This is a genomic window from Bacillus changyiensis, from assembly GCF_027706145.1.
In the GTDB taxonomy this organism is placed as follows: domain Bacteria; phylum Bacillota; class Bacilli; order Bacillales; family Bacillaceae; genus Bacillus; species Bacillus changyiensis.
Genome location: NZ_JAQFWW010000005.1, coordinates 1 through 20,066 on the forward strand (window position 1 = coordinate 1; position 20,066 = coordinate 20,066).

At 39.4% G+C, this 20,066-nt stretch carries 29 protein-coding genes and 1 riboswitch; of the genes, 4 read left to right on the plus strand and 25 right to left on the minus strand.

What is annotated here, in order from left to right:
• Nucleotides 1-263: 263 nt before the first annotated feature.
• The 14 genes from PDT38_RS14260 to PDT38_RS14325 all read right to left on the minus strand — a co-directional run bounded on the left by PDT38_RS14260 (nucleotide 264) and on the right by PDT38_RS14325 (nucleotide 6,542).
• Nucleotides 264-473 (minus strand): hypothetical protein, encoded by a 210-nt coding sequence (locus PDT38_RS14260; RefSeq protein ID WP_270802551.1) that lies wholly within the window; start codon nucleotides 471-473, stop codon nucleotides 264-266.
• Nucleotides 473-622 (minus strand): hypothetical protein, encoded by a 150-nt coding sequence (locus PDT38_RS14265; RefSeq protein WP_270802552.1) that lies wholly within the window; start codon nucleotides 620-622, stop codon nucleotides 473-475. The genes PDT38_RS14260 and PDT38_RS14265 overlap by 1 nt, the downstream gene beginning before the upstream one ends.
• 2 nt (nucleotides 623-624) lie before the next feature.
• Complete coding sequence (locus PDT38_RS14270; RefSeq protein WP_270802857.1) at nucleotides 625-1,509, minus strand: ATP-binding protein; 885 nt, start codon at nucleotides 1,507-1,509, stop codon at nucleotides 625-627.
• Nucleotides 1,442-2,155 carry a DnaD domain-containing protein gene (locus PDT38_RS14275; protein WP_270802553.1) on the minus strand — a complete coding sequence of 238 codons (714 nt, stop codon included), beginning with the start codon at nucleotides 2,153-2,155 and terminating at the stop codon, nucleotides 1,442-1,444. Before PDT38_RS14275 ends, PDT38_RS14270 begins: the two co-directional genes overlap by 68 nt.
• A 30-nt stretch (nucleotides 2,156-2,185) precedes the next feature.
• Nucleotides 2,186-2,986, minus strand: coding sequence for a PD-(D/E)XK nuclease-like domain-containing protein (locus PDT38_RS14280; RefSeq protein ID WP_317134958.1), 801 nt, complete (start codon nucleotides 2,984-2,986; stop codon nucleotides 2,186-2,188).
• The gene (locus PDT38_RS14285; protein WP_270802555.1) at nucleotides 2,943-3,848 is read right to left on the minus strand and encodes a hypothetical protein; all 906 of its coding nucleotides are present in this window, start codon (nucleotides 3,846-3,848) and stop codon (nucleotides 2,943-2,945) included. The genes PDT38_RS14280 and PDT38_RS14285 overlap by 44 nt, the downstream gene beginning before the upstream one ends.
• A complete protein-coding gene (locus PDT38_RS14290) occupies nucleotides 3,845-4,036 on the minus strand; it encodes a hypothetical protein (protein WP_270802557.1) in 192 nt (63 codons plus the stop codon). Before PDT38_RS14290 ends, PDT38_RS14285 begins: the two co-directional genes overlap by 4 nt.
• A gap of 103 nt (nucleotides 4,037-4,139) precedes the next feature.
• A complete protein-coding gene (locus PDT38_RS14295; RefSeq protein ID WP_394356290.1) occupies nucleotides 4,140-4,334 on the minus strand; it encodes a YqaI family protein in 195 nt (64 codons plus the stop codon).
• On the minus strand, nucleotides 4,327-4,470 hold the full coding sequence (locus tag PDT38_RS14300) for a hypothetical protein (RefSeq protein ID WP_394356283.1): 144 nt from the start codon (nucleotides 4,468-4,470) through the stop codon (nucleotides 4,327-4,329). The genes PDT38_RS14295 and PDT38_RS14300 overlap by 8 nt, the downstream gene beginning before the upstream one ends.
• A complete protein-coding gene (locus PDT38_RS14305) occupies nucleotides 4,467-4,724 on the minus strand; it encodes a YqaH family protein (protein WP_270802561.1) in 258 nt (85 codons plus the stop codon). Before PDT38_RS14305 ends, PDT38_RS14300 begins: the two co-directional genes overlap by 4 nt.
• The gene (locus PDT38_RS14310) at nucleotides 4,721-5,281 is read right to left on the minus strand and encodes a helix-turn-helix domain-containing protein (protein ID WP_270802563.1); all 561 of its coding nucleotides are present in this window, start codon (nucleotides 5,279-5,281) and stop codon (nucleotides 4,721-4,723) included. Before PDT38_RS14310 ends, PDT38_RS14305 begins: the two co-directional genes overlap by 4 nt.
• Before the next feature lie 67 nt (nucleotides 5,282-5,348).
• Nucleotides 5,349-6,056, minus strand: a complete 708-nt coding sequence (locus PDT38_RS14315) for an ORF6C domain-containing protein (RefSeq protein WP_270802565.1) — start codon at nucleotides 6,054-6,056, stop codon at nucleotides 5,349-5,351.
• 54 nt (nucleotides 6,057-6,110) lie between these two features.
• Nucleotides 6,111-6,251, minus strand: a complete 141-nt coding sequence (locus tag PDT38_RS14320) for a hypothetical protein (RefSeq protein WP_172296879.1) — start codon at nucleotides 6,249-6,251, stop codon at nucleotides 6,111-6,113.
• A 78-nt stretch (nucleotides 6,252-6,329) separates the two neighbouring features.
• Nucleotides 6,330-6,542: a helix-turn-helix transcriptional regulator gene (locus PDT38_RS14325; RefSeq protein WP_270802566.1), complete on the minus strand. Its 213-nt coding sequence runs from the start codon at nucleotides 6,540-6,542 to the stop codon at nucleotides 6,330-6,332.
• Between the two features lie 134 nt (nucleotides 6,543-6,676).
• On the opposite strand from PDT38_RS14325, the gene PDT38_RS14330 reads away from it, so the two are divergent.
• From PDT38_RS14330 to PDT38_RS14340, 3 genes are all read left to right on the plus strand, one after another.
• The gene (locus tag PDT38_RS14330) at nucleotides 6,677-7,042 is read left to right on the plus strand and encodes a helix-turn-helix domain-containing protein (protein WP_270802568.1); all 366 of its coding nucleotides are present in this window, start codon (nucleotides 6,677-6,679) and stop codon (nucleotides 7,040-7,042) included.
• Between the two features lie 422 nt (nucleotides 7,043-7,464).
• Nucleotides 7,465-7,986, plus strand: a complete 522-nt coding sequence (locus PDT38_RS14335) for a hypothetical protein (protein WP_270802569.1) — start codon at nucleotides 7,465-7,467, stop codon at nucleotides 7,984-7,986.
• 184 nt (nucleotides 7,987-8,170) lie between these two features.
• Entirely contained in the window at nucleotides 8,171-8,647 is a 477-nt protein-coding gene (locus tag PDT38_RS14340) for an ImmA/IrrE family metallo-endopeptidase (RefSeq protein ID WP_270802570.1), read from the plus strand.
• On the opposite strand, the gene PDT38_RS14345 is transcribed toward PDT38_RS14340, so the two are convergent.
• From PDT38_RS14345 to PDT38_RS14370, 6 genes are all read right to left on the minus strand, one after another.
• Nucleotides 8,640-8,846, minus strand: coding sequence for a helix-turn-helix domain-containing protein (locus PDT38_RS14345; RefSeq protein WP_270802571.1), 207 nt, complete (start codon nucleotides 8,844-8,846; stop codon nucleotides 8,640-8,642). The two genes, PDT38_RS14340 and PDT38_RS14345, sit on opposite strands and share 8 nt — an antisense overlap.
• Before the next feature lie 156 nt (nucleotides 8,847-9,002).
• Nucleotides 9,003-9,698, minus strand: a complete 696-nt coding sequence (locus PDT38_RS14350) for an SDR family NAD(P)-dependent oxidoreductase (RefSeq protein WP_270802572.1) — start codon at nucleotides 9,696-9,698, stop codon at nucleotides 9,003-9,005.
• Between the two features lie 22 nt (nucleotides 9,699-9,720).
• Nucleotides 9,721-10,176: an acyl-CoA thioesterase gene (locus PDT38_RS14355; RefSeq protein WP_270802573.1), complete on the minus strand. Its 456-nt coding sequence runs from the start codon at nucleotides 10,174-10,176 to the stop codon at nucleotides 9,721-9,723.
• A 60-nt stretch (nucleotides 10,177-10,236) separates the two neighbouring features.
• Nucleotides 10,237-11,001, minus strand: a complete 765-nt coding sequence (gene sdhB, locus PDT38_RS14360) for a succinate dehydrogenase iron-sulfur subunit (protein ID WP_270802574.1) — start codon at nucleotides 10,999-11,001, stop codon at nucleotides 10,237-10,239.
• Complete coding sequence (sdhA, locus tag PDT38_RS14365) at nucleotides 10,998-12,761, minus strand: succinate dehydrogenase flavoprotein subunit (protein ID WP_270802575.1); 1,764 nt, start codon at nucleotides 12,759-12,761, stop codon at nucleotides 10,998-11,000. Before sdhA ends, sdhB begins: the two co-directional genes overlap by 4 nt.
• A gap of 33 nt (nucleotides 12,762-12,794) precedes the next feature.
• Nucleotides 12,795-13,403, minus strand: a complete 609-nt coding sequence (locus PDT38_RS14370) for a succinate dehydrogenase cytochrome b558 subunit (protein ID WP_270802576.1) — start codon at nucleotides 13,401-13,403, stop codon at nucleotides 12,795-12,797.
• 295 nt (nucleotides 13,404-13,698) lie between these two features.
• Here PDT38_RS14370 and PDT38_RS14375 point away from each other — a divergent pair, with 295 nt between their 5' ends.
• Nucleotides 13,699-14,142: a YslB family protein gene (locus PDT38_RS14375; RefSeq protein WP_270802577.1), complete on the plus strand. Its 444-nt coding sequence runs from the start codon at nucleotides 13,699-13,701 to the stop codon at nucleotides 14,140-14,142.
• 128 nt (nucleotides 14,143-14,270) lie between these two features.
• Here the strand turns inward: PDT38_RS14375 and PDT38_RS14380 are convergent, their stop codons facing one another.
• From PDT38_RS14380 to PDT38_RS14400, 5 genes are all read right to left on the minus strand, one after another.
• Nucleotides 14,271-15,503 (minus strand): aspartate kinase, encoded by a 1,233-nt coding sequence (locus tag PDT38_RS14380; protein WP_270802578.1) that lies wholly within the window; start codon nucleotides 15,501-15,503, stop codon nucleotides 14,271-14,273.
• 129 nt (nucleotides 15,504-15,632) lie between these two features.
• A riboswitch (Lysine riboswitch) is annotated at nucleotides 15,633-15,814 on the minus strand.
• Between the two features lie 65 nt (nucleotides 15,815-15,879).
• Nucleotides 15,880-17,652 (minus strand): excinuclease ABC subunit UvrC, encoded by a 1,773-nt coding sequence (gene uvrC, locus PDT38_RS14385; RefSeq protein WP_270802580.1) that lies wholly within the window; start codon nucleotides 17,650-17,652, stop codon nucleotides 15,880-15,882.
• Nucleotides 17,653-17,780: 128 nt separating this feature from the next.
• A complete protein-coding gene (trxA, locus tag PDT38_RS14390) occupies nucleotides 17,781-18,095 on the minus strand; it encodes a thioredoxin (protein ID WP_270802581.1) in 315 nt (104 codons plus the stop codon).
• A gap of 163 nt (nucleotides 18,096-18,258) precedes the next feature.
• Entirely contained in the window at nucleotides 18,259-19,236 is a 978-nt protein-coding gene (locus tag PDT38_RS14395; protein WP_270802583.1) for an electron transfer flavoprotein subunit alpha/FixB family protein, read from the minus strand.
• A 47-nt stretch (nucleotides 19,237-19,283) separates the two neighbouring features.
• Nucleotides 19,284-20,057 (minus strand): electron transfer flavoprotein subunit beta/FixA family protein, encoded by a 774-nt coding sequence (locus tag PDT38_RS14400; protein WP_270802585.1) that lies wholly within the window; start codon nucleotides 20,055-20,057, stop codon nucleotides 19,284-19,286.
• Between the last annotated feature and the right edge of the window lie 9 nt (nucleotides 20,058-20,066).

Below are 20,066 nucleotides of genomic sequence, written 5' to 3' on the forward strand. Positions count from 1 at the left end.
GTCCTTTAATCCGGTGTATAAATCCCGGCTGATTAGTTCATATTCATCGGAAAACACCGGAGATAGTTCAGCCGCTGCCCTTGCTTCCAATTGCCCGATGCTGTACCATTTCATTTCAATGTTGCCGCTGCCTTTATGCCTGAACGTGTAACGAATCTTGATAATGTTCATTCTCCTACCTCCCATCATCCTTAATCCATTGCTGAATCTGTTTTTCTCTGTATCCGGCCAGCAATAAGATCTCAAATACAGCTTTTATTAGCTCAAACACCGAATATCCCACCTTCTCTTTCCCTGATATGCCCCAATTCCGCACGATCATAGAGTAAGAGAAAAACTTCTTTCACTGGCCGTTTAACGATCTTTGCGATTTTTTCAATGGGTAAACCGCCCTGCCAGTAAGATTCAACTTCTTTCACTTCCTCGGGCTTCCAATCAAAATTGCAGTGATCAAGCATGATATACACACCCATTAGGCGCTCTCCTTTATCGCTTTTTCCATTTCTCGCATTTTCTCTTCTAGCATTTTAATAACTGGTGTCAGGTCTTTACCTTTCCCTAGCTTCCTTGGCGACAATTCGTATACTCCTGGCATCAATGGAATGATGTGATAGTTTTTCATTTTCAATCTCCTAATCTATGATTTAATTTCATCCGGTCACCCTTGATGATCACTGTATAATCTCGGCACATTTGATGGATTCGTGAGCCGAGAGCCTCGTCAATATCAAGCAGCTCGTCCGTTGTAAGTTCTGAAGAGATCAATAAGGGTAGATGGTTTAAGTACCGATAATTCACGACGGATTGAATTTGTTCAATTTGCCATTCGGTTGCTCTTGGCTGTCCCTTAGCCGGCTTGAATAAATCATCGATAAAGAGCACAGCGACTTTTCGCATGGTGTCAAGTTTTGTTTCAAGCTGGTCAAAATCAGTTTTTAGGGCTCCCATACCTTCAACGTATGGGAAGTACAGGCAGTGAATGGATTTCTTCTTGATGAGGTTGTTCATGATGGCTGTTAAAAGGTGTGTCTTACCGCTGCCAGGTTGACCAAGTAAGGCAATACTGTTTGAACGTTTTCCGCGGATGTTTTCAAAGTCCTTGAAATACTCTATTGCGCAATCATAGGCCTCCTTGATCATGTCGGGTTTACCCTCCGTTTTAAAATTTCCAAAGACTAGTTTTTCAAATTCTTCTGTGATGCCGCTTGCTGCCATGAGACGGGCTGTTTTCTTTTGTCTCACACACTCACATTGTTTGGAATAGGTGTCTTTCCATTCCCTCGCTTTGTCAGGCGTACAAACCTTACCGGTCAGGAAATCATCTTCTGGAACCATTTCCTCTGGAACTAAAAGATTTAGCTTTTCGTCTAAATTCCATTCGGTGTCTTTATGCACTCGATAAACGATAATGCCACGGTCTTTACAGGTTGCACATTCATAATCAGCCTCTTCTTCGGAGACGACCTGTGCCGAATATTGAGCTGACTTTTTGCGGAGGTTTTGCATCATGTTTTGAAATGCCTTGTTTATACTGACCGTTTTTTTCGTCTGCTTTATATGCTGGATAGCCATTTCCCCACTCCTTACTTTTCATTTCATTTGATTGTAGGATTCGCTGAACATAAGCCAGATTTCGGGCATTTCGTATGACAGCCTCTTTCATTGCATCTAGCACCTTTTCTTCACCATAATCGTCTATTAAACTATTAAGCTTTTCAGACATGAAAGATGATAGGTAGCCAAACCCTTCTTCCTCGAAAAACATAAATGGATTACTCAATTTCGTTTCTCCCTTCTGTCTGCTGTTTTCGGACTGATTACTTGGATCAGGATCTTTTTTCTTGTTGTAATTTCCTAGTTGTATGTATTCCGAATAATTTACTATCGTTACGACAAAGCCACGTTTTTGTGGCAGCCTATCCAGCTGCAAATATTTCTGTTTAACCATACGATCTAGTGAGTATTTGATCTGATCAGGCGACCAATTAAAGCGTCTTGCCAGCTCTACAACTTTAATGACCGTCTGACCAGGATCTAATTTGCCATCAAGCCTATACTCCGCTTTTTTAAATAAATAATCGTATATAGTCTCATCACGCCCATTATTAAAGGGTAGACGAGGAAGGATGACATACCCCAACCCTTCCATATCCAAGCTGCTCACCTACTTCCTATCACTGAGCTTTTAACTGACTAACTCCGAAAAGTGAATGATGCTATCCAGTTGATTTGTCGCGCGGCAATACTTGCATTTTCCGCAACGTCTTGGCTTTTCTCCACCGTATTTCACCTGAATAATCCGCTCCATATGCTTTTCAACGTCCTCAAGTTCAATTTCCATTCGAGCTTCATCTATATTGGTTACAGCTTTATCAGGCGGATCTTCTTTTGAAACTCCAACGATCAACGGTTCAAGCCATTCTGAACGGCCTGTCATCCGTTTTTCCAATTCTGCGTATAGTGCCATTTGAGTTAAATAACCGTTCGCCTCTACAAAAGAGCAATAACCTATTTCTGAGTCCCATACTTTTTCACGTAAGGATCGGGCCGTTTTTAAGTCCGCGAAACGTCCGCCAGCAGAATTATAAACGTCAATCTTGCCTTTCCAAGGAACACCGAACAACTCTGCTGTAATCATCACTTCTTTTTCTCCTGAAAGAACGAACATACAAAGGTCGTCATTGTGAATAGATTCAATCATCAAATCCGCCAATTGATACTGCTTGTATAGTTGGCCTTTTTGAGTGAATAAAGAAGGCGTGTTTTTCTTGAATTCATCGAAAGCCTGTTCTCCTTCCAACCAAGCATGAACGTACTGGCCGAAGAGAAGGGCCTCCGAAGTTGGAGGGTTCCATTCTCCGTTAATCTCAGCCATAGTTGCAGCCTCGCACTTTAGAAAGCTTTTATATTGCGAATTGGACATGTAATATTGATCAATCTCGTTAGAGTAATAATTCTCCTTGGTCAGCATCGGAATCGTCCGCATTAGCAGGATCACCCGCCTTTTGATCTCCTGTTTTCTCTTTCTGCTTTTTGAATTCTTCCTCTACCTTAGATTTGGTTGCACCTGTTGCTTTTGTGTTAAAGTAATCTTCTTTTTTAGCCATACCATCACGTAGGGCAGTGTAGATGCGACCTATTTTCAAAAAGTCTTGTTCTGTAAATGCATCTAAGTTGCTACCGATGTACTCTTGAATCATTTCTTTTGTCACACCAAACTCTTTTTTAAAGAGCGTCATAGCATTTCGCAGCCGGTCTTCCAAAGGTTCTTTATGTCCACTAATTAAGGTTTTTTGACACATATCGACCGCAGCGTCCACTATATCCCCTGGGATAACACCAAGGATGCAGGCACGAACACGGCGCGCTCCTTGGTTTGCTACCATTTCATAAATATCCCGTGGATCATCAAGTTTTGTAATTTTCCCCCGTGCTTTCCGTTCGTGTTTAACAGTGAAAATCTTTGTTTGTCGAGTGTTTGTTTCAAGGTCCCAAGCGTAAGCCATTACAGAGGATTCCCCGGCCTTTTGTTCTAATTCCATGATGCCATAATCAATGTTTCCCCAGTTCTGTGCCAAAGCCTCAGCCAGTCGAATAGAAGGACCAGATACTTTTGAACCCCCTCGCGGATATTCATAGACTGCATTTTCTGCTAACAATCTTCTTTCACAGGCTTTCTTAATGCGTTCAAAAGCTGCATAAACATCACGAGGAAACTTTTTTGCAATAACCATAGCTGCCTGTACTTCTTGCGCCTGACGGCTTACTATTGCTTCTGTAGTGACGCTTGTGGTCTGCTCGCTTTCCGGAACATAGTCTGAATAATCAACCATAGATAATCCATTCATTTTGCTGCTTCCACCTTTCTTTTATAGGCTTCTGTGCCTAGCTTTTGCCATTCTCGATAAGCATCCATAGAGGGAAAACGAAATAGAACCTTTCCTCTCTTATCGATAAAGATAGAACCACCAACCTGTGAAAGCCGATCTTGATCACCAGATCTTTCGCTAAATGGTGCTGTGATTGCTTTTGCCATATTAAAAACCTCCTTGATTATTTAAAAATTATTTGATAGACTACTATCATCGTTATTTTTATTTTTTTGATTTTTGGCCCACCATCCCTTGTGGGCTCTTTTTTTATTGCCCCGCAAAAAATTCAAACCCAAGTTGCTCCTTTAAGTATCTTTCCAAGTTCTCTATCAAAATCACTTCTCCACAATCAATGACATAATCATCCGTTGGCATCACTTCATCACCAAAGAAATCCTTTTTTGATTCCGACTCTGTGAGTTTGTCATGCCAGTTGTTTAAAACCATTGGATTTTCAATCATCATTTGAAAGCTCCTTTCTGTAATTGGCTGCTCGTTCGTCCCATAAAATATGTAGTTCTGGATAGTTTCGTATTCTTGCACACCATGCTCGAACTTCTAACGCTTTGACTGGTTTATGAATAAAGTGAACCATCAATTGACATACCTCCGGATGACTGCAAGGTTGACTCCTCTTTGTTGCATCTTCATAGCTGTTTGATATAATTTCCCTTTGTTTGCTAGACGGCTGATATCCTCAGTTAACACTTTGATGCTTCCGGCTAAACTTATCGCCTCTTCATAGTCACTATCTCTTAATGCTTCTGAAAGCATGGTTGATAACTCCTCAGCTGATTCTATTTTCCGTTTCGCCCGTGGGATATCTTCTTTAAAAAAATCGTTTGTATTCATGCCAACACTGCCTCCTTTTTTCTCATCGCCACTTGATCCACCAATGCTTTCTTAGTCCATTTATCAGCTAACTTTTGCATGTTGAGACCATGGCTTCTAGATAACGAGTAGATCAATGTTTTATTGGCTGGGATCAAGTCAAAAATCTGTTTGATCTCATTCATCGGCAACTCCTCAGTACGTCCCGGTCGATCCTTTGCCACCCATTGGGCTAAATGCTTGGTTGCTTGCAAGGCTTCTTCTAACTGATGAACCATATTGATGACTGCGGTACTTACGCTCTCATTTAAAGCCGGATCTATTGGAGCCGCTGCCACAGGATGAAGCTTGAAAAGATAATGTACAAGATCAATATGTTCATAGGCTTCACATGCTTTAAACCACTTAATACAAAGATCAGGCGTTAATGTAATCAGACCATTTTCAACGTTTGAGACATACGATTGATCCTTGTTTCCAAGCAACCTCCCCATTTGAAATTGGGTTAAACAAGCTTTCTTTCTCTCCATATGGAGAATCTTGTATAAATTCGCTAGATTATATGGATTGTTCGACATTTGTTCGCCTCCTGAATTATTGGATTTTCATTGGTAATATTTATTAATAGGGGGACTCACAAAGGTTTTAAGAAACCTTACGAGGAACCCAACTTTCAATATATTTGATCGCGGTGAACAGCTCCATACGCTTCAAATCTTTATAGCTAGCAACCCCAAACCGGTCTTTGATTTCACGATACAATTCCTTAAAAAGCCTGGCCGCTTGTGTTTTGTCATCCGTGAAAGAATAGACTCGGCGTGCAACGCCTTTTTGAAGCCTACGCTGTTCTCCGTGGTCAAGTGTGATTTGTTCATCCACTTTTGTGTTCAGCTCAATCAGCTTATTTTCATGATTGTCCAAGGCTTTTTGCATCTCGTCTTGACGCTGTGATGTTTCAAGTAAGAGTTTAAGAGATTCGATTCGCTGTTCTCTTTCAGATAAAATTCTCGGGCCGCCATATTGGCCTGTTTTTCTTATGGTTGGGATGACTTCAATCGCTAGCCAATCTTGAAATTGTTCTGCCACTTCATTTTTTGCTTTGAATGCTAGCTTATAGACTAGTGGTTCGGGGATGAAATCGCCTTTCCCCACTTGTGGGGAATTTTCGGCACAAGTGCCGAAAGGTTTAATGTACTGATTAACCCTTCTCCACATCACGTATGTCTTGCCGTTTTTCATCTCTGTAATCCCTAACGATTTTGCGACTTGTTCAACATCGAATAAAATCTGATCGGTTTCAATTTTGGCAGCAACTTCAAATATTTCATTTTTGAATGTTTGGATTTGATTCATGCTATAACCTCCTGAGGGCTTGTCCCATAAAAAAAGGGAAAGCAAAAAAATGATTTAAACTTTGAGTTTTAATTCTTTATCTGTCGTGAAGTAAGGCTCAAATGCTTTTCTGAAACACTCCTCTCGATCCATCGTGCCGTATACTTCTTTTCCAACTTTGAGGTTTGTTTTCTTTTTCTTTTTTTCTTTTGCCATTAAGATCACCTCACTTCAATGTATTCACGTTGGACAGTTGGACTGACCATAGGAGTATGGTATAATCACACATCAACACTAAACGTGAAGTTGATCTTCAAAAAAAAGTTCTTGTACAGTCGTTTTATAATAATTAGCTATACGAATTTTTATTTCGTCACGGGGTGTGCGGTGACCAGATTCATACATAGCCAAAGTACTTTCACTTATTTCAAGGTCATTTGCAACGAATGAACGCGGTTTATCTCCTCTGAGCTTTAACAACTTTGCACCATTAATTCTTTTATCCATTCTCAATCCCCCTTTACATTTCGTGTTGTTCCTCAGTTACAATATTAAACCGCACGAAATGTAAAGTCAATACATTTTGTGAAGTTTTTTTATAAAATTCACGTTTCGTGATACTATTTATAAAGGTGATGAATATGAAATTTGGAGATCGTCTTAAAGAACTGAGAAAAAAGAGGACAGACCTTTCTCAAAAAAAATTTGGTGAGTATTTAGGGCTTGCTGAAAGCACTATTAGCATGTACGAACAAAATAGAAGAGAACCGGATTATGAGACTCTTATAAAAATTGCCGATTTTTTCGGCGTTACTGTCGACTTCCTGCTTAGAGGTGAAAGTAAAGAAACTCAAGAAAAAGTATATACCGAAGAAGCAAAGAAGATTTTGAATGACCCAAAATTCTTCATCGCTGCCCGTGATGGTAAAGTCACTGATGAAATTGTTGATGCTGCTCTTGAAATTATTGTTGAACAATTAAAGGAAGGCCGCAAAAAAAAAATCTGATTAAGCAAAGGTATTGCAATTGCATATATATCTTTGTTTATTCTGTTTAAATTCTGTTTACTAATAAGATTTGGATTCTCATCCGGATTGGATCAGTATCATCTTCGGGAAAGTTAAATTTTACAAGCCGATAAATCCTTTAATATCAATGGTTTGAGCCTTTACTTTCATCTGGATTCTCATTGGGATTGGATCTGGATTCTCTTTCGGAAAAAATGAGGTTTGAAACCGTTTATCACTGTTCACTAAATACTGGTGGTTCTGAGTCCAAAAACAAGACAGAAGAGTATTACCTATTGAGAACCTTTATCATCTGACATATTAAAGTTCAAATATTAACAATTTTGTAATATCCTGTTGAAACATAGTGATTTTTGTCCTATTATTAAAGACGAAATCATTATGAACAGGGGGCGCTTTAATTGAAGAAGTTTTTTGTTTTATTCTTATCTCTTGGTCTTGCTCTGGTCTTAGCTGCCTGCGGATCAACAGATGATGTATCAACAGGGGCAGATAATTCCAAAGACAAGAAGACAGAAGAAAAGAACGATGACAACTCTAAGAAAATTGATGCGAGCAGCCAGAAGACTGAAGCGTTAGGCATGAAGGTAAACCTAGGCGATATTAAAATTATGAAGGATAAAGTGAATGTCGGTATCAACCTCGAAAATACGACTAAAAAAGTATTAAACTTTTATCCTGATCAAGGTAAAGCCGTTGTAGGAGATATGCAATTAGAAGCCAACATGTTTTTGACTGATGGCGAAGTCGGTGGAGAAGTTCAAGGCGGCGTGAAACAGGATGGTGTACTTGAATTTGCCGTACCAGAAGGAAAAGAAATTGATATTGATAAAGTCAAAAAAATTAAGTTGAACTTTGGTGATGTAACAACAGAAGACTTTATGAAAAATAAAACTGTTACATTTACTGTTAATGTGAAGTAATGATTTACAAATAAATCCCTCTAAAAAAGGGATTTTTCTTTTGCGCTAAAATAGAACATACGCGTTCATCAACTAGGAAATTTTTCTCTTTTCTCACTGTTAAATAAGGGTATTTTTACTTATAATTAAATAGAGGGAAATATTTTCCGAATTTTAGTTATTGTTATTTGAGGGGGTAGTCAGTTTGGTGTATACTAATAGTCACTTAGAAGATTGGATTGAAAACCTGTACAAAAAAATTAACATCACTCAACCCGAGCAAATCAGCTTAGATCGTATTGCTGAGGCATTGAATATTAAAGTTGTACTCAAGTCTGCTCCTAGCTTTTCTTTTAAATACAATGAAATGTATACGATTTCATTAGATGACAGAAAAAATAATCATGAACAATGGGATGATTTTTCTCATGAATTGTGCCATCTCTTCAGACATGAAGGTGATGAAAAAACAATGCCTAGATTTTGGACAGACTATCTTGAATACCAAGCAAATTATTTCTCATATCACTTTTGTATTCCCACTTTCATGCTCCGAAAAATGAAAATTCCCCATAATCTATATAACGCTGCTCATGTCATTGCCAAGACATTTAAAGTATCTGAACCATTTGCCAAAATCCGTTTAGATATGTACTTCAACAAAGTTCGCCTCATCATCTAACAAAAAAGAGCCTATAAAGGCTCTGATCCGGTTTGCCACAGTCATGCATAGCATTGGAAATGTGATTACGAACAGTTTTTTCACTTATAAAGAGTTCGCTTGCGATTTCCTTTGTTGTTTTGTCTTGAACGAGCAATTCGAACACTTCTCTTTCTCTCTTTGTTAGCAGCGGCTTTGATTGAAACTCTTTCTCCTTCAAGTATTGTAACCCTCCTTGCTAAGGTGAGAGCTGATCTGAAACGAATGGGTTTCGATATAGTCGTGATATCATATGAAATATTCATAAGGTCGGTGACGCTTCTGAAGGAGAAAAGCAAAAACGCAGACACCTATTTTTCTCTTTTACTGCCTTAACTTAAGGAAGGCATTTTAAAATCCAAGCGATTAGCCGCCATCTTTTCGTAACATATACATGTGCTTTCTTTTTTTGAACAGCCCTAATGATTTGCTCTGCCGCCTTCTCAGGAGAAGCGGACCAAAACAGCTTATCTCCTTTTGCCATTGCTGTATCGACAAAACCAGGCTGGATTTCAGTAATCACGATATCTCTTTTAAACCTCCTCACTTTTTGTCTCAGACCTTGTAAATAGTTTGAGACAAAAGCTTTTGAAGCGTTATAGGTGGCGGCGTGGCCGTTTCCTCTTAGGGCGGCAATCGACGATATGCCAATGAGATGACCATGCCCATTTTGAATAAAGTGATTTAAAAACAGGTTTGAACATGCTACAAATCCAGTCACATTTACATCAATCGTTTCTTTTTCTTTTTTCCAATTCAGTTCATGTTCTAAATATCCGACACCAGAACAAATAAAAACTGCATCCACTTTTCCTATTTTATTCATCAAATCTGTTAGTTGTTTATTGACCTGTTCACTGTCAGCCACATCTACTTTCTTTATAGATGAAGAATTGGGTAGTTCTTGTTGTAATTTTATTAACAATTCTTCTCGTCTTGCCACAAGCCCTAATTGAACTCCTTTTGCTGACAGGTTTCGAGCGAGAGCTTTACCAATTCCGGAACTGGCGCCTACCACCACCGCTGTCTTCATTCTTCCCCTCCTCAATTATTTCTCAGGAAATGTCTAAACTAGATAATTTTTGTTTTTCTTCATCTGTCCAGCTTGCAGGGGTTCCTTTATCTTTTGCGATTTTTACAATGACAGTATTACCTGTAAAACAAGGGATTCCCTCTTCATTTTTTGCTAAGTAATGAAGCATAACTGAAGTTGTACCGACAGATGCTGTTTTAACACCAATTTTTAATGTCTCATGAAGCATGATTTGTCTGAAATAATCACATTGCTGGCTGGCAACCACTACGATTGCACCGGTGTGTCTCCCATCCATTTCGATCCCTAATTGTTTAAGGTAAGCAATTCTTGCTTCCTCAAAATAGATAAATGGAGTCACATTGTTCATATGTCCAAACATATCTGTTTCCGAAAAACGAACATTTACTTCATCAAAAAAGCGAAATGATTCACACCATTCTTCAAGTGGCTCCTCTATATAGCCTGGTAGTCTCAATGTTTTCCACCCCCTTTTTAAAAATGAAAACACCTCTTCAAAACAGAAGAGGTGCGTTCTTTACTCTGTGTGGTCGCTTCCAAAGAAGTTTTTAAATGCTTGAACGGTCGTATCTCTGTTTAATGCTGCGATTGATGTTGTGAGAGGAATTCCTTTCGGACATGCCTGAACACAATTTTGTGAGTTTCCACAATTGGCCAAGCCGCCGTCTCCCATAATGGCCTCCAACCGTTCAGACTTATTCATCGCCCCTGTTGGATGGGTGTTGAACAAACGAACTTGTGAAAGTGGGGCAGGCCCAATAAAGTTTGATTTATCATTAACATTTGGACACGCTTCAAGACAAACCCCGCAAGTCATACATTTTGATAGTTCATAAGCCCATTGCCGTTTTTTTTCAGGCATTCTTGGTCCAGGCCCTAAATCATATGTGCCATCAATCGGAACCCATGCTTTTACTTTTTTTAACGAATCAAACATCCGGCTCCGGTCTACTTGAAGATCGCGGACAACTGGGAAGGTTTTCATCGGCTCTAGGCGAATCGGCTGTTCAAGTTTGTCAATCAATGCTGTACAAGACTGCCTTGGTTTTCCATTAATGACCATTGAACAAGCTCCACACACTTCTTCCAGACAGTTCATGTCCCAAGCTATTGGTGTGGTTTTTTCTCCTTTTGCATTTACAGGTTTTCTTCTAATTTCCATTAGAGCAGAAATGACGTTCATATTCGGCCGATAATCAATTTCAAACTCTTCCTGATAAGGAGTGGAGTCTGCAGTTTCCTGACGAGTGATCATAAATTTGATGGTCTTTTTTTCACTCATGATTTCGCCACCTTCTTCTTCGAATAATCCCGTTTACGTGGTGCGATTAATGAAACATCAACATCTTCATAATAAAAATTCGGTGCTTCAAACTCCCCTTTATGTTGAGCCATTGTTGTTTTTAACCATTCCTCATCATTACGTTCAGGAAAATCTGGTTTATAATGGGCACCACGACTTTCATTTCGATTGTATGCACCAATCGTGACTACCCTTGCTAGTTGCAACATATTGCGAAGCTGACGTGTAAATACAGCACCTTGGTTACTCCATTTTGCTGTATCATTAATATTGATATTTTCGTAACGTTCTATGATTTCTTGAATTTTTTCATCTGTTTTTAATAGTTTGTCATTATGTCGAACAACCGTCACATTATCAGTCATCCATTCGCCAAGCTCTTTATGAAGTACATAGGCATTTTCATCGCCATCCATCTTCATAATGTCTGTCCATTTTTCTTCTTCTTGTTTAATATAACGATCATAAAGTGAAGAAGAAAAATCTTCAGCAGATGTTTCTAATCCCTGAACATATTTTACAGCGTTTGGTCCCGCTACCATTCCTCCATAAATTGCAGATAAGAGCGAGTTTGCCCCCAAACGATTTCCACCGTGCATGGAATAGTCACATTCTCCTGCGGCAAATAGTCCCGGGATATTTGTCATTTGGTCATAATCGACCCACAATCCACCCATAGAGTAATGGACAGCCGGAAAGATTTTCATTGGCAGCTTACGTGGATCGTCTCCCATAAATTTTTCATAGATTTCAATAATACCACCCAGTTTGATATCAAGCTCTTTCGGATCTTTATGGGAAAGGTCGAGATATACCATGTTCTCGCCATTAATTCCTAGTTTTTGTCTAACACAAACATCAAAGATTTCACGGGTCGCAATATCACGCGGTACCAGATTTCCATAAGCTGGATATTTATCCTCAAGAAAATACCAAGGTTTTCCGTCTTTATAAGTCCAGACCCGTCCACCTTCTCCACGGGCTGATTCACTCATCAGTCTCAGTTTGTCATCCCCCGGAATTGCAGTTGGATGAATTTGAATAAATTCACCATTTGCATAATATGCACCTTGCTGATAGACGATTGAAGCTGCAGAACCTGTATTGATCATTGAGTTTGTTGATTTTCCAAAGATAATTCCCGGTCCACCAGTTGCCATAATAACAGCATCCGAACGGAAAGAGTCAATCTGCATTGTTGTTAAATTTTGTGCGACGATACCGCGACATGTTCTGTCATCGTCAAGCACAGCACCGAGGAATTCCCAGCCTTCATATTTTGTCACAAGTCCCTCAACTTCAAAGCGACGGACCTGTTCATCAAGTGCATAAAGAAGCTGCTGTCCTGTTGTTGCTCCAGCAAATGCCGTCCGATGGTGCTGAGTTCCTCCAAATCGTCGAAAATCGAGGAGACCTTCAGGTGTTCTATTAAACATTACGCCCATGCGGTCAAGCAAGTGAATAATCGATGGAGCGGCTTCACACATCGCCTTAACTGGCGGCTGATTAGCCAAAAAGTCGCCTCCATAAACCGTATCATCAAAATGCTCCCAAGGAGAGTCACCTTCCCCTTTTGTATTAACCGCACCATTAATTCCACCTTGCGCACATACTGAATGTGAGCGTTTTACTGGAACAATGGAAAATAGTTTTACACTTGTTCCTTTTTCCGCTGCTTTAATAGTCGCCATCAGACCTGCAAGTCCTCCGCCGACAACGATGATGCTTGAATTACTCATGCCAAGCCCACTCCCTCTAGTAATCTAGTTCTTTTACACAAATGCCAAAATCGCTCTCAGTCCTACATAGGACAGCACAACAAAGACTCCCATTGTCACAAACGTGGATATTCGCTGTGATCGCGGAGAAACGGTAATTCCCCAAGTGACAGCAAACGACCATAAACCGTTTGAGAAGTGGAAGATTGTTGAAAGGACACCTACAATGTAAAAGCCGAGCATCATTGGGGAGCTTAAAATATGAGCCATCATGTCAAAATTTACTTCCGCCCCCATTTGGGCAGCAATCCGTGTTTCCCAGACATGCCAGCTGACAAATATTAAAGTTATAATTCCTGTAAACCGCTGTAGAACGAACATCCAGTTTCTCATATAACCAAACTTATTCGTGTTCACTTTTGCTGTAAATGCTATATATATGCCATAAACAGCATGATAGACAAGCGGAAGAAAAATAACAAATATTTCTAAAGCATACCTAAAAGGCAGACTTTCCATAAAATGAGCGGCACGATTAAATGCTTCCTCTCCCCTTGCCGCAAAATGGTTGACAACTAAATGTTGAATCAAAAAAATGCCAACCGGTATGACCCCAAGCAAAGAATGTAGTCTCCGATACGCAAACTCTCTGTTCCCGGCCATTGCTTTACCCCCTAGTTGATAAGTGCATCCGTATTGAAAGGCCTCCTATCCCCATTTGTCTTCAATAGCACTTTGTTAAGTTTTTATGACAATTTCATTTTACTCCTATGAGAAAAACGCGTCAAGAAAACGCGTTCATAAATTGTAATTTTCTAAAACTTAAAGATATTTTGGAAAATTTTATTTTATTAGAAAACAAATATATCAAATTTTTCTTTTCAAAAGTTCATCTTTTCTGTAATCTTTTACCCCATTTAAGCTATAATAAACGAAGGAAAGAGGGGAGTCATTAGATATGAAGAAATATGAAGAAAACTTAGGAAAATTAAAAGAACTGGAAGTCTCCGCATATGCTTACGAACTAATCAGAGAAATCGTGCTACCAGACATGCTGGGACAAGACCATACTGATATGATGTATTGGGCAGGCAAACACCTAGCCCGAAAATTCCCACTCGACTCATGGAATGATATCCCTGCGTTTTTTCATGATGCAGGCTGGGGCACTCTCACAATGGTCTATTCAAAAAAACAGGAGCTGGAATTTGAACTTGAAGGCCCGCTAGTCTCAAATCGGCTTAAGTTTCAAAAAGAACCTTGCTTTCAGCTCGAAGCCGGATTTATCGCCGAACAAATTCAGCTGATGAATGAACACATTACAGAATCATATGAACAAGTTAAAAAAAGAGCGGAAAAAGTTGTTTTAACAGTGAAATGGGATTTACAAGATCCAAGCTAAGGTCATGATAAAGAGGCTTCTCCAGCCTCTTTATCTGTTTTGCTGTAGTTGACAAAGCGATCGACAGTTGATTTCATGCAAATCCACCATAATCTCCAAACGTGTCCCAGTATCTCTTCTTGGACGATTTACTTACTTTCTACAGTGATTTTTGATAACTCAAATGCATCATGCAAAGCTTCAACAGCTTTTACCATATCGTTCTCAGGAATGACAGTCGATACTTTAATCTCTGAGGTGCTCACCATTTTAACCTGAATATTGTTGTCTGCAAGAACCGCAAACATCTTCGCAGCTACACCAGGGTTAGAAATCATGCCGGAGCCAACAATCGATACTTTAGCAAGACTCTTTTCAGTTTCAATCTGCTTATAATTCAATACATCTTTGTATTTTTCAAGGACTTGAACTGTTCTGGAACAACATTCTGTTTTGACGGAAAATGAGATTGATGTTTCACTTGTATTTGTGACAGATTGAATAATAATGTCCACATTGATATTTTCGTTAGCAAGCGTTGTAAAAATAGTAGACAATGTCGTTAATCCGCTCGAAAGCCCACATACCGTGACACGTGTCATTTGATCTTCAAACGCAATTCCTCTTACGATTAAGTTCTGCTCCATTGGTGATTCCTCCTCAATTAGTGTGCCTGCTGTTAATTCTGTACTTGACCGAACTTCCAGAGTGACCTCATAGTTCTTTGCAAATTCAACAGCTCTTGGATGTAGGACACCAGCTCCAAGATTAGCAAGTTCAAGCATTTCGTCGTAGGAAATTCCGTCAAGCTTCCTAGCTGTCTTCACATAACGTGGATCTGTTGTAAAAACTCCTGGCACATCTGTATAAATATCACATTTGTTCGCTTTTAGGGCAGCAGCTAGTGCAACAGCTGTAGTATCAGAACCACCTCTGCCAAGCGTTGTGATTTCTCCTTCGGCAGTGATCCCTTGAAATCCTGCGACAACAACGATTTTTCCCTCTTTTAAATGGTTTTTCAGCTTCGTTGTTTCAATATGGGTAATTCTCGCATTTCCATAAATACTTTCTGTTTGGATACCGGCCTGCCACCCTGTAAATGAAACAGCATGGTACCCCTTTTCTTGTAATGCCATTGTCAATAAAGAAATGGTTACTTGTTCTCCGGTTGTCAAAAGCATGTCCATTTCTCGTTGGCTTGGCTGCTTAGCCATTTCTCTAGCAAGTGCGACGAGTGAATCTGTTGATTTTCCCATAGCTGAAACAACGACGACAACATCATTGCCCCTTTGTTTTTCTTCAATGACACGGTTGGACACATTTAAAATTTTTTCCACCGATCCTACTGAAGTTCCACCAAATTTTTGAACGATAAGCCCCATCTCATACCACCCTTTTTAATTTCGTTCGTGCATATTTGTATGGAGAAAGCTTTTACAGTTTTTGCAAACAAAAAAACAATGAGAGAAGTCCCCCATTGCTTTAATCAACAAAAATGCCGATGTTATACACAACGAGATAGCCCTCCAAGAAAGAGACTTTCTTGACAGCCTTTCATTTATTCAATAAAAAGCCAGCAAATACAACAGATGGATGTTTATTCGCTTCGGCGACGCTCCCCTTTCAACTTTCTTCCTCGAAATCCACCTTTCTCAGAAAGCCTACTCTTGAAGTTCGCACCTCTATCTTCACCATATTACACGATCTTCATTATGAAATTATTAAAGATTTTACCAGATCCCTTTTAAAAATTCAATACTATTTTTTTAAAGCTTCAATAATCAGGTGTGCTGTCTTTTGCGGAATTCCGGCTTTTTGTATATCCTCAACACTTGCTTCCTTCATTTTTTTTACAGATCCGAAGTGTTTTAACAATAATTTTTTCCGTTGTTCACCAACACCGGGAATGCCATCTAACACAGATTGAAAGGCGCTTTTTCCCCGCAGCTGTCTATGAAAGCTGATTGCAAATCGGTGTACTTCATCTTGAATGCGCTGAAGTAAATAAAACTCCTGACTATTCCGTTCAAGCTGTACGATCTCAAGTGGATCACCAATGACAAGATTTGCTGTTCGGTGTTTATCATCCTTGACCAAACCTGCTACAGGAACATTAAGGTTGAGTTCGTTTTCAAGGACATCAATGGCGGCTGAAACTTGCCCTTTTCCCCCATCAATTAAAATCAAGTCTGGGAGTGGCAAATTTTCTTTTAAAACCCGTGTATATCTTCTTCTAACTACTTCACGCATTGAACCGTAATCATCAGGTCCTTCAACCGTTTTAATTTTATATTTTCGATATTCTTTTTTATGCGGCTTACCATCAAGAAAAACAATCATCGCTGACACGGGATCAGTTCCTTGGATATTTGAATTATCGAATGCTTCAATTCTGAATGGTGTGTAAATGTTAAGCGCTTTGCCCAGTTTTTCGATTGCGCCGATTGTCCGTTCTTCATCTCGTTCGATAAGTGAAAATTTTTCTTTCAAAGCAAGTTTTGCATTTTTATGGGCTAGTAGAAGCAGATCTTTTTTCGCTCCTCTTTTTGGTTGACGGACATTTGCTTCCAAAAGTGCTTCAATCATTTCTTTATCAACGCTGTCAGGTACCAAAATCTCTTTCGGGATAAAATGGTTATTTTTCGAATAGAACTGTCCAATAAATGTTAGAAACTCTTCTTCTGCCTCTCTGTATAAGGGAAACATACTGACATCTCTTTCAATCAACTTTCCCTGTCTGACAAAAAAAACTTGAACACACATCCATCCTTTATCATATGAATATGCAAAGACATCGCGGTCTACTAAATCATTCATTGTCATCTTTTGCTTTTCCATGATTGACTCAATATGAGCGATCTGATCGCGGTATTCTTTTGCTCGTTCAAACTGAAGCTGTTCAGCTGCCTCCATCATTTTTGTTTCGAGTTCTTTTTTGACTTCACTATAACCACCTTTCAAAAAGCGGCTAATGTCCTCGGTCAATTGTCTGTTAGTATCTTCTGATACATCATAAACACATGGAGCCAGGCACTGCCCTAGGTGATAATACAAACAGACACGGTCTGGCAGCTTTGCACATTTTCTGAGCGGATAGAGACGATCGAGTAGTTTTTTCGCTTCCCTTGCGGCCTGTACATTTGGATATGGACCAAAGTAGCGCCCTTTATCTTTTTTAACATTTCGGGTCACAATGAGTTTTGGATGCCGTTCATTGGTGATTTTGATGAAAGGATAGCTTTTATCATCCTTTAGCATCACATTATATTTAGGATCATATTTTTTAATTAAATTCATTTCGAGGATCAGTGCTTCGATATTCGATGAGGTGACAATATATTCAAAATCTTCTATTTCACTGACGAGCCGCTGTGTCTTCGCATCATGAGAACCGCTAAAGTAGGAACGAACTCTATTTTTCAATATTTTCGCTTTCCCAACATAGATGACGGTCTGCTGCCTATCTTTCATCAAGTAACAGCCCGGCTGATCAGGAAGAATCGCAAGTTTTTCTTTAATTATTTTATTCATCAAAACCCATCCTTGTTTCGATTTACTTGCTTATAGTTTACCATGACAAATCATATGTTCTCCACAACTGGGGGTTTTATATCGTATAAAAAAAGCGATCCCAACGGAATCGCCCTTACTCCCTTATATTATAAATGTTTGTTGACCAGTTCTTCCAATGCTTCTTTTGGCTTAAATCCGACAGATGTTTCAACTACTTCACCGTCTTTTAGTACAAGTAAAGTCGGAATACTCATCACACCGTATTTGCCTGCTGTTTCCTGGTTTTCATCAACATCAATTTTTACAATTTTGAATTTGTCTCCCATTTCCTGATCCAGTTCCTCAAGTACAGGGGCAATCATTTTGCAAGGTCCACACCAAGGCGCCCAAAAGTCTACAAGAACGACACCTTCATTTGTTTCATTTGAAAATGTTTGATCTGTTGCTTTTACGATAGCCATTCTTTCATTCCTCCAATTGTGAAATTATGCTTTTTAGTATAGCATCTCCCTTTATTTCACGCTAACATATTGCTTCTTGAATATACGTTTCCCCATTTGTAACGTTTTACACCTATCATTTTTAGGCTGATAAAAAAAAGCCGACCAGCTGGCCGGGCTTTTTTTAAGTGTTGACACTCAGCTTTTTAAACTCTTCTGTCAAAAGCGGCACGATTTCAAATAAATCTCCAACAATGCCATAATCTGCAATGTTGAAAATATCTGCTTCAGGATCTTTATTGATGGCTACAATAATTTTACTGTTAGACATCCCGGCCAGATGCTGAATCGCTCCTGAAATACCGCAAGCGATATATAGATCAGGTGTCACAACCTTGCCAGTTTGACCAATCTGCAACGAATAGTCACAATAATCTGCGTCACATGCACCGCGTGAAGCACCTACTGCACCTCCAAGCACCTCTGCCAGCTCTTGTAAAGGTATAAAGCCGTCTGCACTTTTGACACCACGTCCACCGGCAACAATAATTTTCGCCTCAGATAAGTCGACACCTTCGGATGTCTTTTTAACCACTTCTTTAATCACAGTTCTAATGTCTTTCAAGTTTACGGAAATGCTATCAACCGTTCCTGTTCGATTCTCATCTTTTTCAAACGGTTCAATGTTATTCGGTCTAATTGTTGCCAAAATCGGTTGATCTGTCGAAACTATTTTTTCAAATGCTTTACCAGAGTAAATTGGTCTAGTAAAAATAATATTCCCACCAGTTACGCTCACATTAATCGCATCTGAGACTAGCCCAGCATCCATGCGGGCTGCAAGTTTCGGAGATAAGTCTTTGCCCATTGCTGTATGTCCAAAAACCACTGCATCTGGTTTTTCTTGTTCAAACACAGCCAGAAATGCTTGAGAAAAACCATCTGCCGTGTAAGTTTTTAAAGCTGGATCTTCAGCAATTAGAACTTTATCAGCACCATAATGAATCATTTCATTTGTATAATCTGAAACAGATTCGCCAATTAAAACCCCGATGACCTCTCCGTCTTCTGCAATCGTTTTTCCAGCAGCTAACGCTTCAAAGGTAACATTTCTTAATGAGCCGTCACGGCATTCTCCCAACACAATCACTTTTTTGCTCATGTCTATTTCCCCCTGTTTTTTAAATAACCGTTCATATCCCGTTAACTTTAAATGACCTTTGCTTCGCTTCTCAGTAATGAAACAAGATCTGTTGCCTGTTGTTCTGGATCACCTTCAAGAATTTTACCTGCTTCTTTTTCTGGCGGCAAAAATCTTTCAATCGTCTTCGTTTTCGGAGCAACATCTTCTTCATCTAGATCAAGATCATCCAATTCCAGTTCTTCAAGAGGTTTTTTCTTTGCCTTCATAATTCCCGGTAGTGAAGGATAACGAGGTTCATTTAATCCCTGCTGAGCAGTGACAATTAGGGGCAGGGACGTTGCGATGATTTCAAGATCACCCTCTGCATCACGTTCTGCTTCAACTTCATTGCCATTTACGGTCAGTTTTGTAATCGTTGTAATACATGGTATCCCAAGCAATTCAGCCAAACGTGGTGCAACTTGTCCCGAACCACCATCAATAGCCACATTTCCACCAAGAATGATGTCAAATTCACGGTCTTTTAAATAGTGATAGAGGATCGATGAAACCGTATATTGATCAGATTCCTCTAAGTCATCCTCAACATTGATCAGAACAGCTTTATCACACCCCATTGCTAAAGCTGTTCTAAGCTCTTTTTCAGATTCTTCTTCACCAACAGTGACGACTGTAATCTCACCACCATGTTCCTCTTTTAGTTGAAGTGCCTCTTCAATTGCGTATTCATCATAAGGATTGATAATAAATTCCGCACCATCTTCGTTGATTTGTCCTTGATCAATCTGAATTTTCTCCTCTGTGTCAAACGTGCGTTTCATTAAGACATAAATGTTCATCTTTTCATC

Excerpts from the sequence above, each read along its gene's own strand:
- PDT38_RS14370 (WP_270802576.1), bottom strand. The coding sequence starts at position 13,403 with ATGGCCGGGAACAGAGAGTTTGCGTATCGGAGACTACATTCTTTGCTT.
- PDT38_RS14330 (WP_270802568.1), top strand. The coding sequence starts at position 6,677 with ATGAAATTTGGAGATCGTCTTAAAGAACTGAGAAAAAAGAGGACAGAC.
- PDT38_RS14375 (WP_270802577.1), top strand. The coding sequence starts at position 13,699 with ATGAAGAAATATGAAGAAAACTTAGGAAAATTAAAAGAACTGGAAGTC.
- PDT38_RS14395 (WP_270802583.1), bottom strand. The coding sequence starts at position 19,236 with ATGAGCAAAAAAGTGATTGTGTTGGGAGAATGCCGTGACGGCTCATTA.
- PDT38_RS14325 (WP_270802566.1), bottom strand. The coding sequence starts at position 6,542 with ATGGATAAAAGAATTAATGGTGCAAAGTTGTTAAAGCTCAGAGGAGAT.
- PDT38_RS14270 (WP_270802857.1), bottom strand. The coding sequence starts at position 1,509 with ATGATGCAAAACCTCCGCAAAAAGTCAGCTCAATATTCGGCACAGGTC.
- PDT38_RS14290 (WP_270802557.1), bottom strand. The coding sequence starts at position 4,036 with ATGGCAAAAGCAATCACAGCACCATTTAGCGAAAGATCTGGTGATCAA.
- trxA (WP_270802581.1), bottom strand. The coding sequence starts at position 18,095 with ATGGCTATCGTAAAAGCAACAGATCAAACATTTTCAAATGAAACAAAT.
- PDT38_RS14400 (WP_270802585.1), bottom strand. The coding sequence starts at position 20,057 with ATGAACATTTATGTCTTAATGAAACGCACGTTTGACACAGAGGAGAAA.
- PDT38_RS14295 (WP_394356290.1), bottom strand. The coding sequence starts at position 4,334 with ATGATTGAAAATCCAATGGTTTTAAACAACTGGCATGACAAACTCACA.
- PDT38_RS14320 (WP_172296879.1), bottom strand. The coding sequence starts at position 6,251 with ATGGCAAAAGAAAAAAAGAAAAAGAAAACAAACCTCAAAGTTGGAAAA.
- sdhA (WP_270802575.1), bottom strand. The coding sequence starts at position 12,761 with ATGAGTAATTCAAGCATCATCGTTGTCGGCGGAGGACTTGCAGGTCTG.
- PDT38_RS14280 (WP_317134958.1), bottom strand. The coding sequence starts at position 2,986 with ATGCGGACGATTCCGATGCTGACCAAGGAGAATTATTACTCTAACGAG.
- PDT38_RS14310 (WP_270802563.1), bottom strand. The coding sequence starts at position 5,281 with ATGTCGAACAATCCATATAATCTAGCGAATTTATACAAGATTCTCCAT.
- PDT38_RS14285 (WP_270802555.1), bottom strand. The coding sequence starts at position 3,848 with ATGAATGGATTATCTATGGTTGATTATTCAGACTATGTTCCGGAAAGC.
- PDT38_RS14350 (WP_270802572.1), bottom strand. The coding sequence starts at position 9,698 with ATGAAGACAGCGGTGGTGGTAGGCGCCAGTTCCGGAATTGGTAAAGCT.
- PDT38_RS14315 (WP_270802565.1), bottom strand. The coding sequence starts at position 6,056 with ATGAATCAAATCCAAACATTCAAAAATGAAATATTTGAAGTTGCTGCC.
- sdhB (WP_270802574.1), bottom strand. The coding sequence starts at position 11,001 with ATGAGTGAAAAAAAGACCATCAAATTTATGATCACTCGTCAGGAAACT.
- PDT38_RS14265 (WP_270802552.1), bottom strand. The coding sequence starts at position 622 with ATGAAAAACTATCACATCATTCCATTGATGCCAGGAGTATACGAATTG.
- PDT38_RS14260 (WP_270802551.1), bottom strand. The coding sequence starts at position 473 with ATGGGTGTGTATATCATGCTTGATCACTGCAATTTTGATTGGAAGCCC.
- PDT38_RS14305 (WP_270802561.1), bottom strand. The coding sequence starts at position 4,724 with ATGAATACAAACGATTTTTTTAAAGAAGATATCCCACGGGCGAAACGG.
- PDT38_RS14380 (WP_270802578.1), bottom strand. The coding sequence starts at position 15,503 with ATGGGGCTTATCGTTCAAAAATTTGGTGGAACTTCAGTAGGATCGGTG.
- uvrC (WP_270802580.1), bottom strand. The coding sequence starts at position 17,652 with ATGAATAAAATAATTAAAGAAAAACTTGCGATTCTTCCTGATCAGCCG.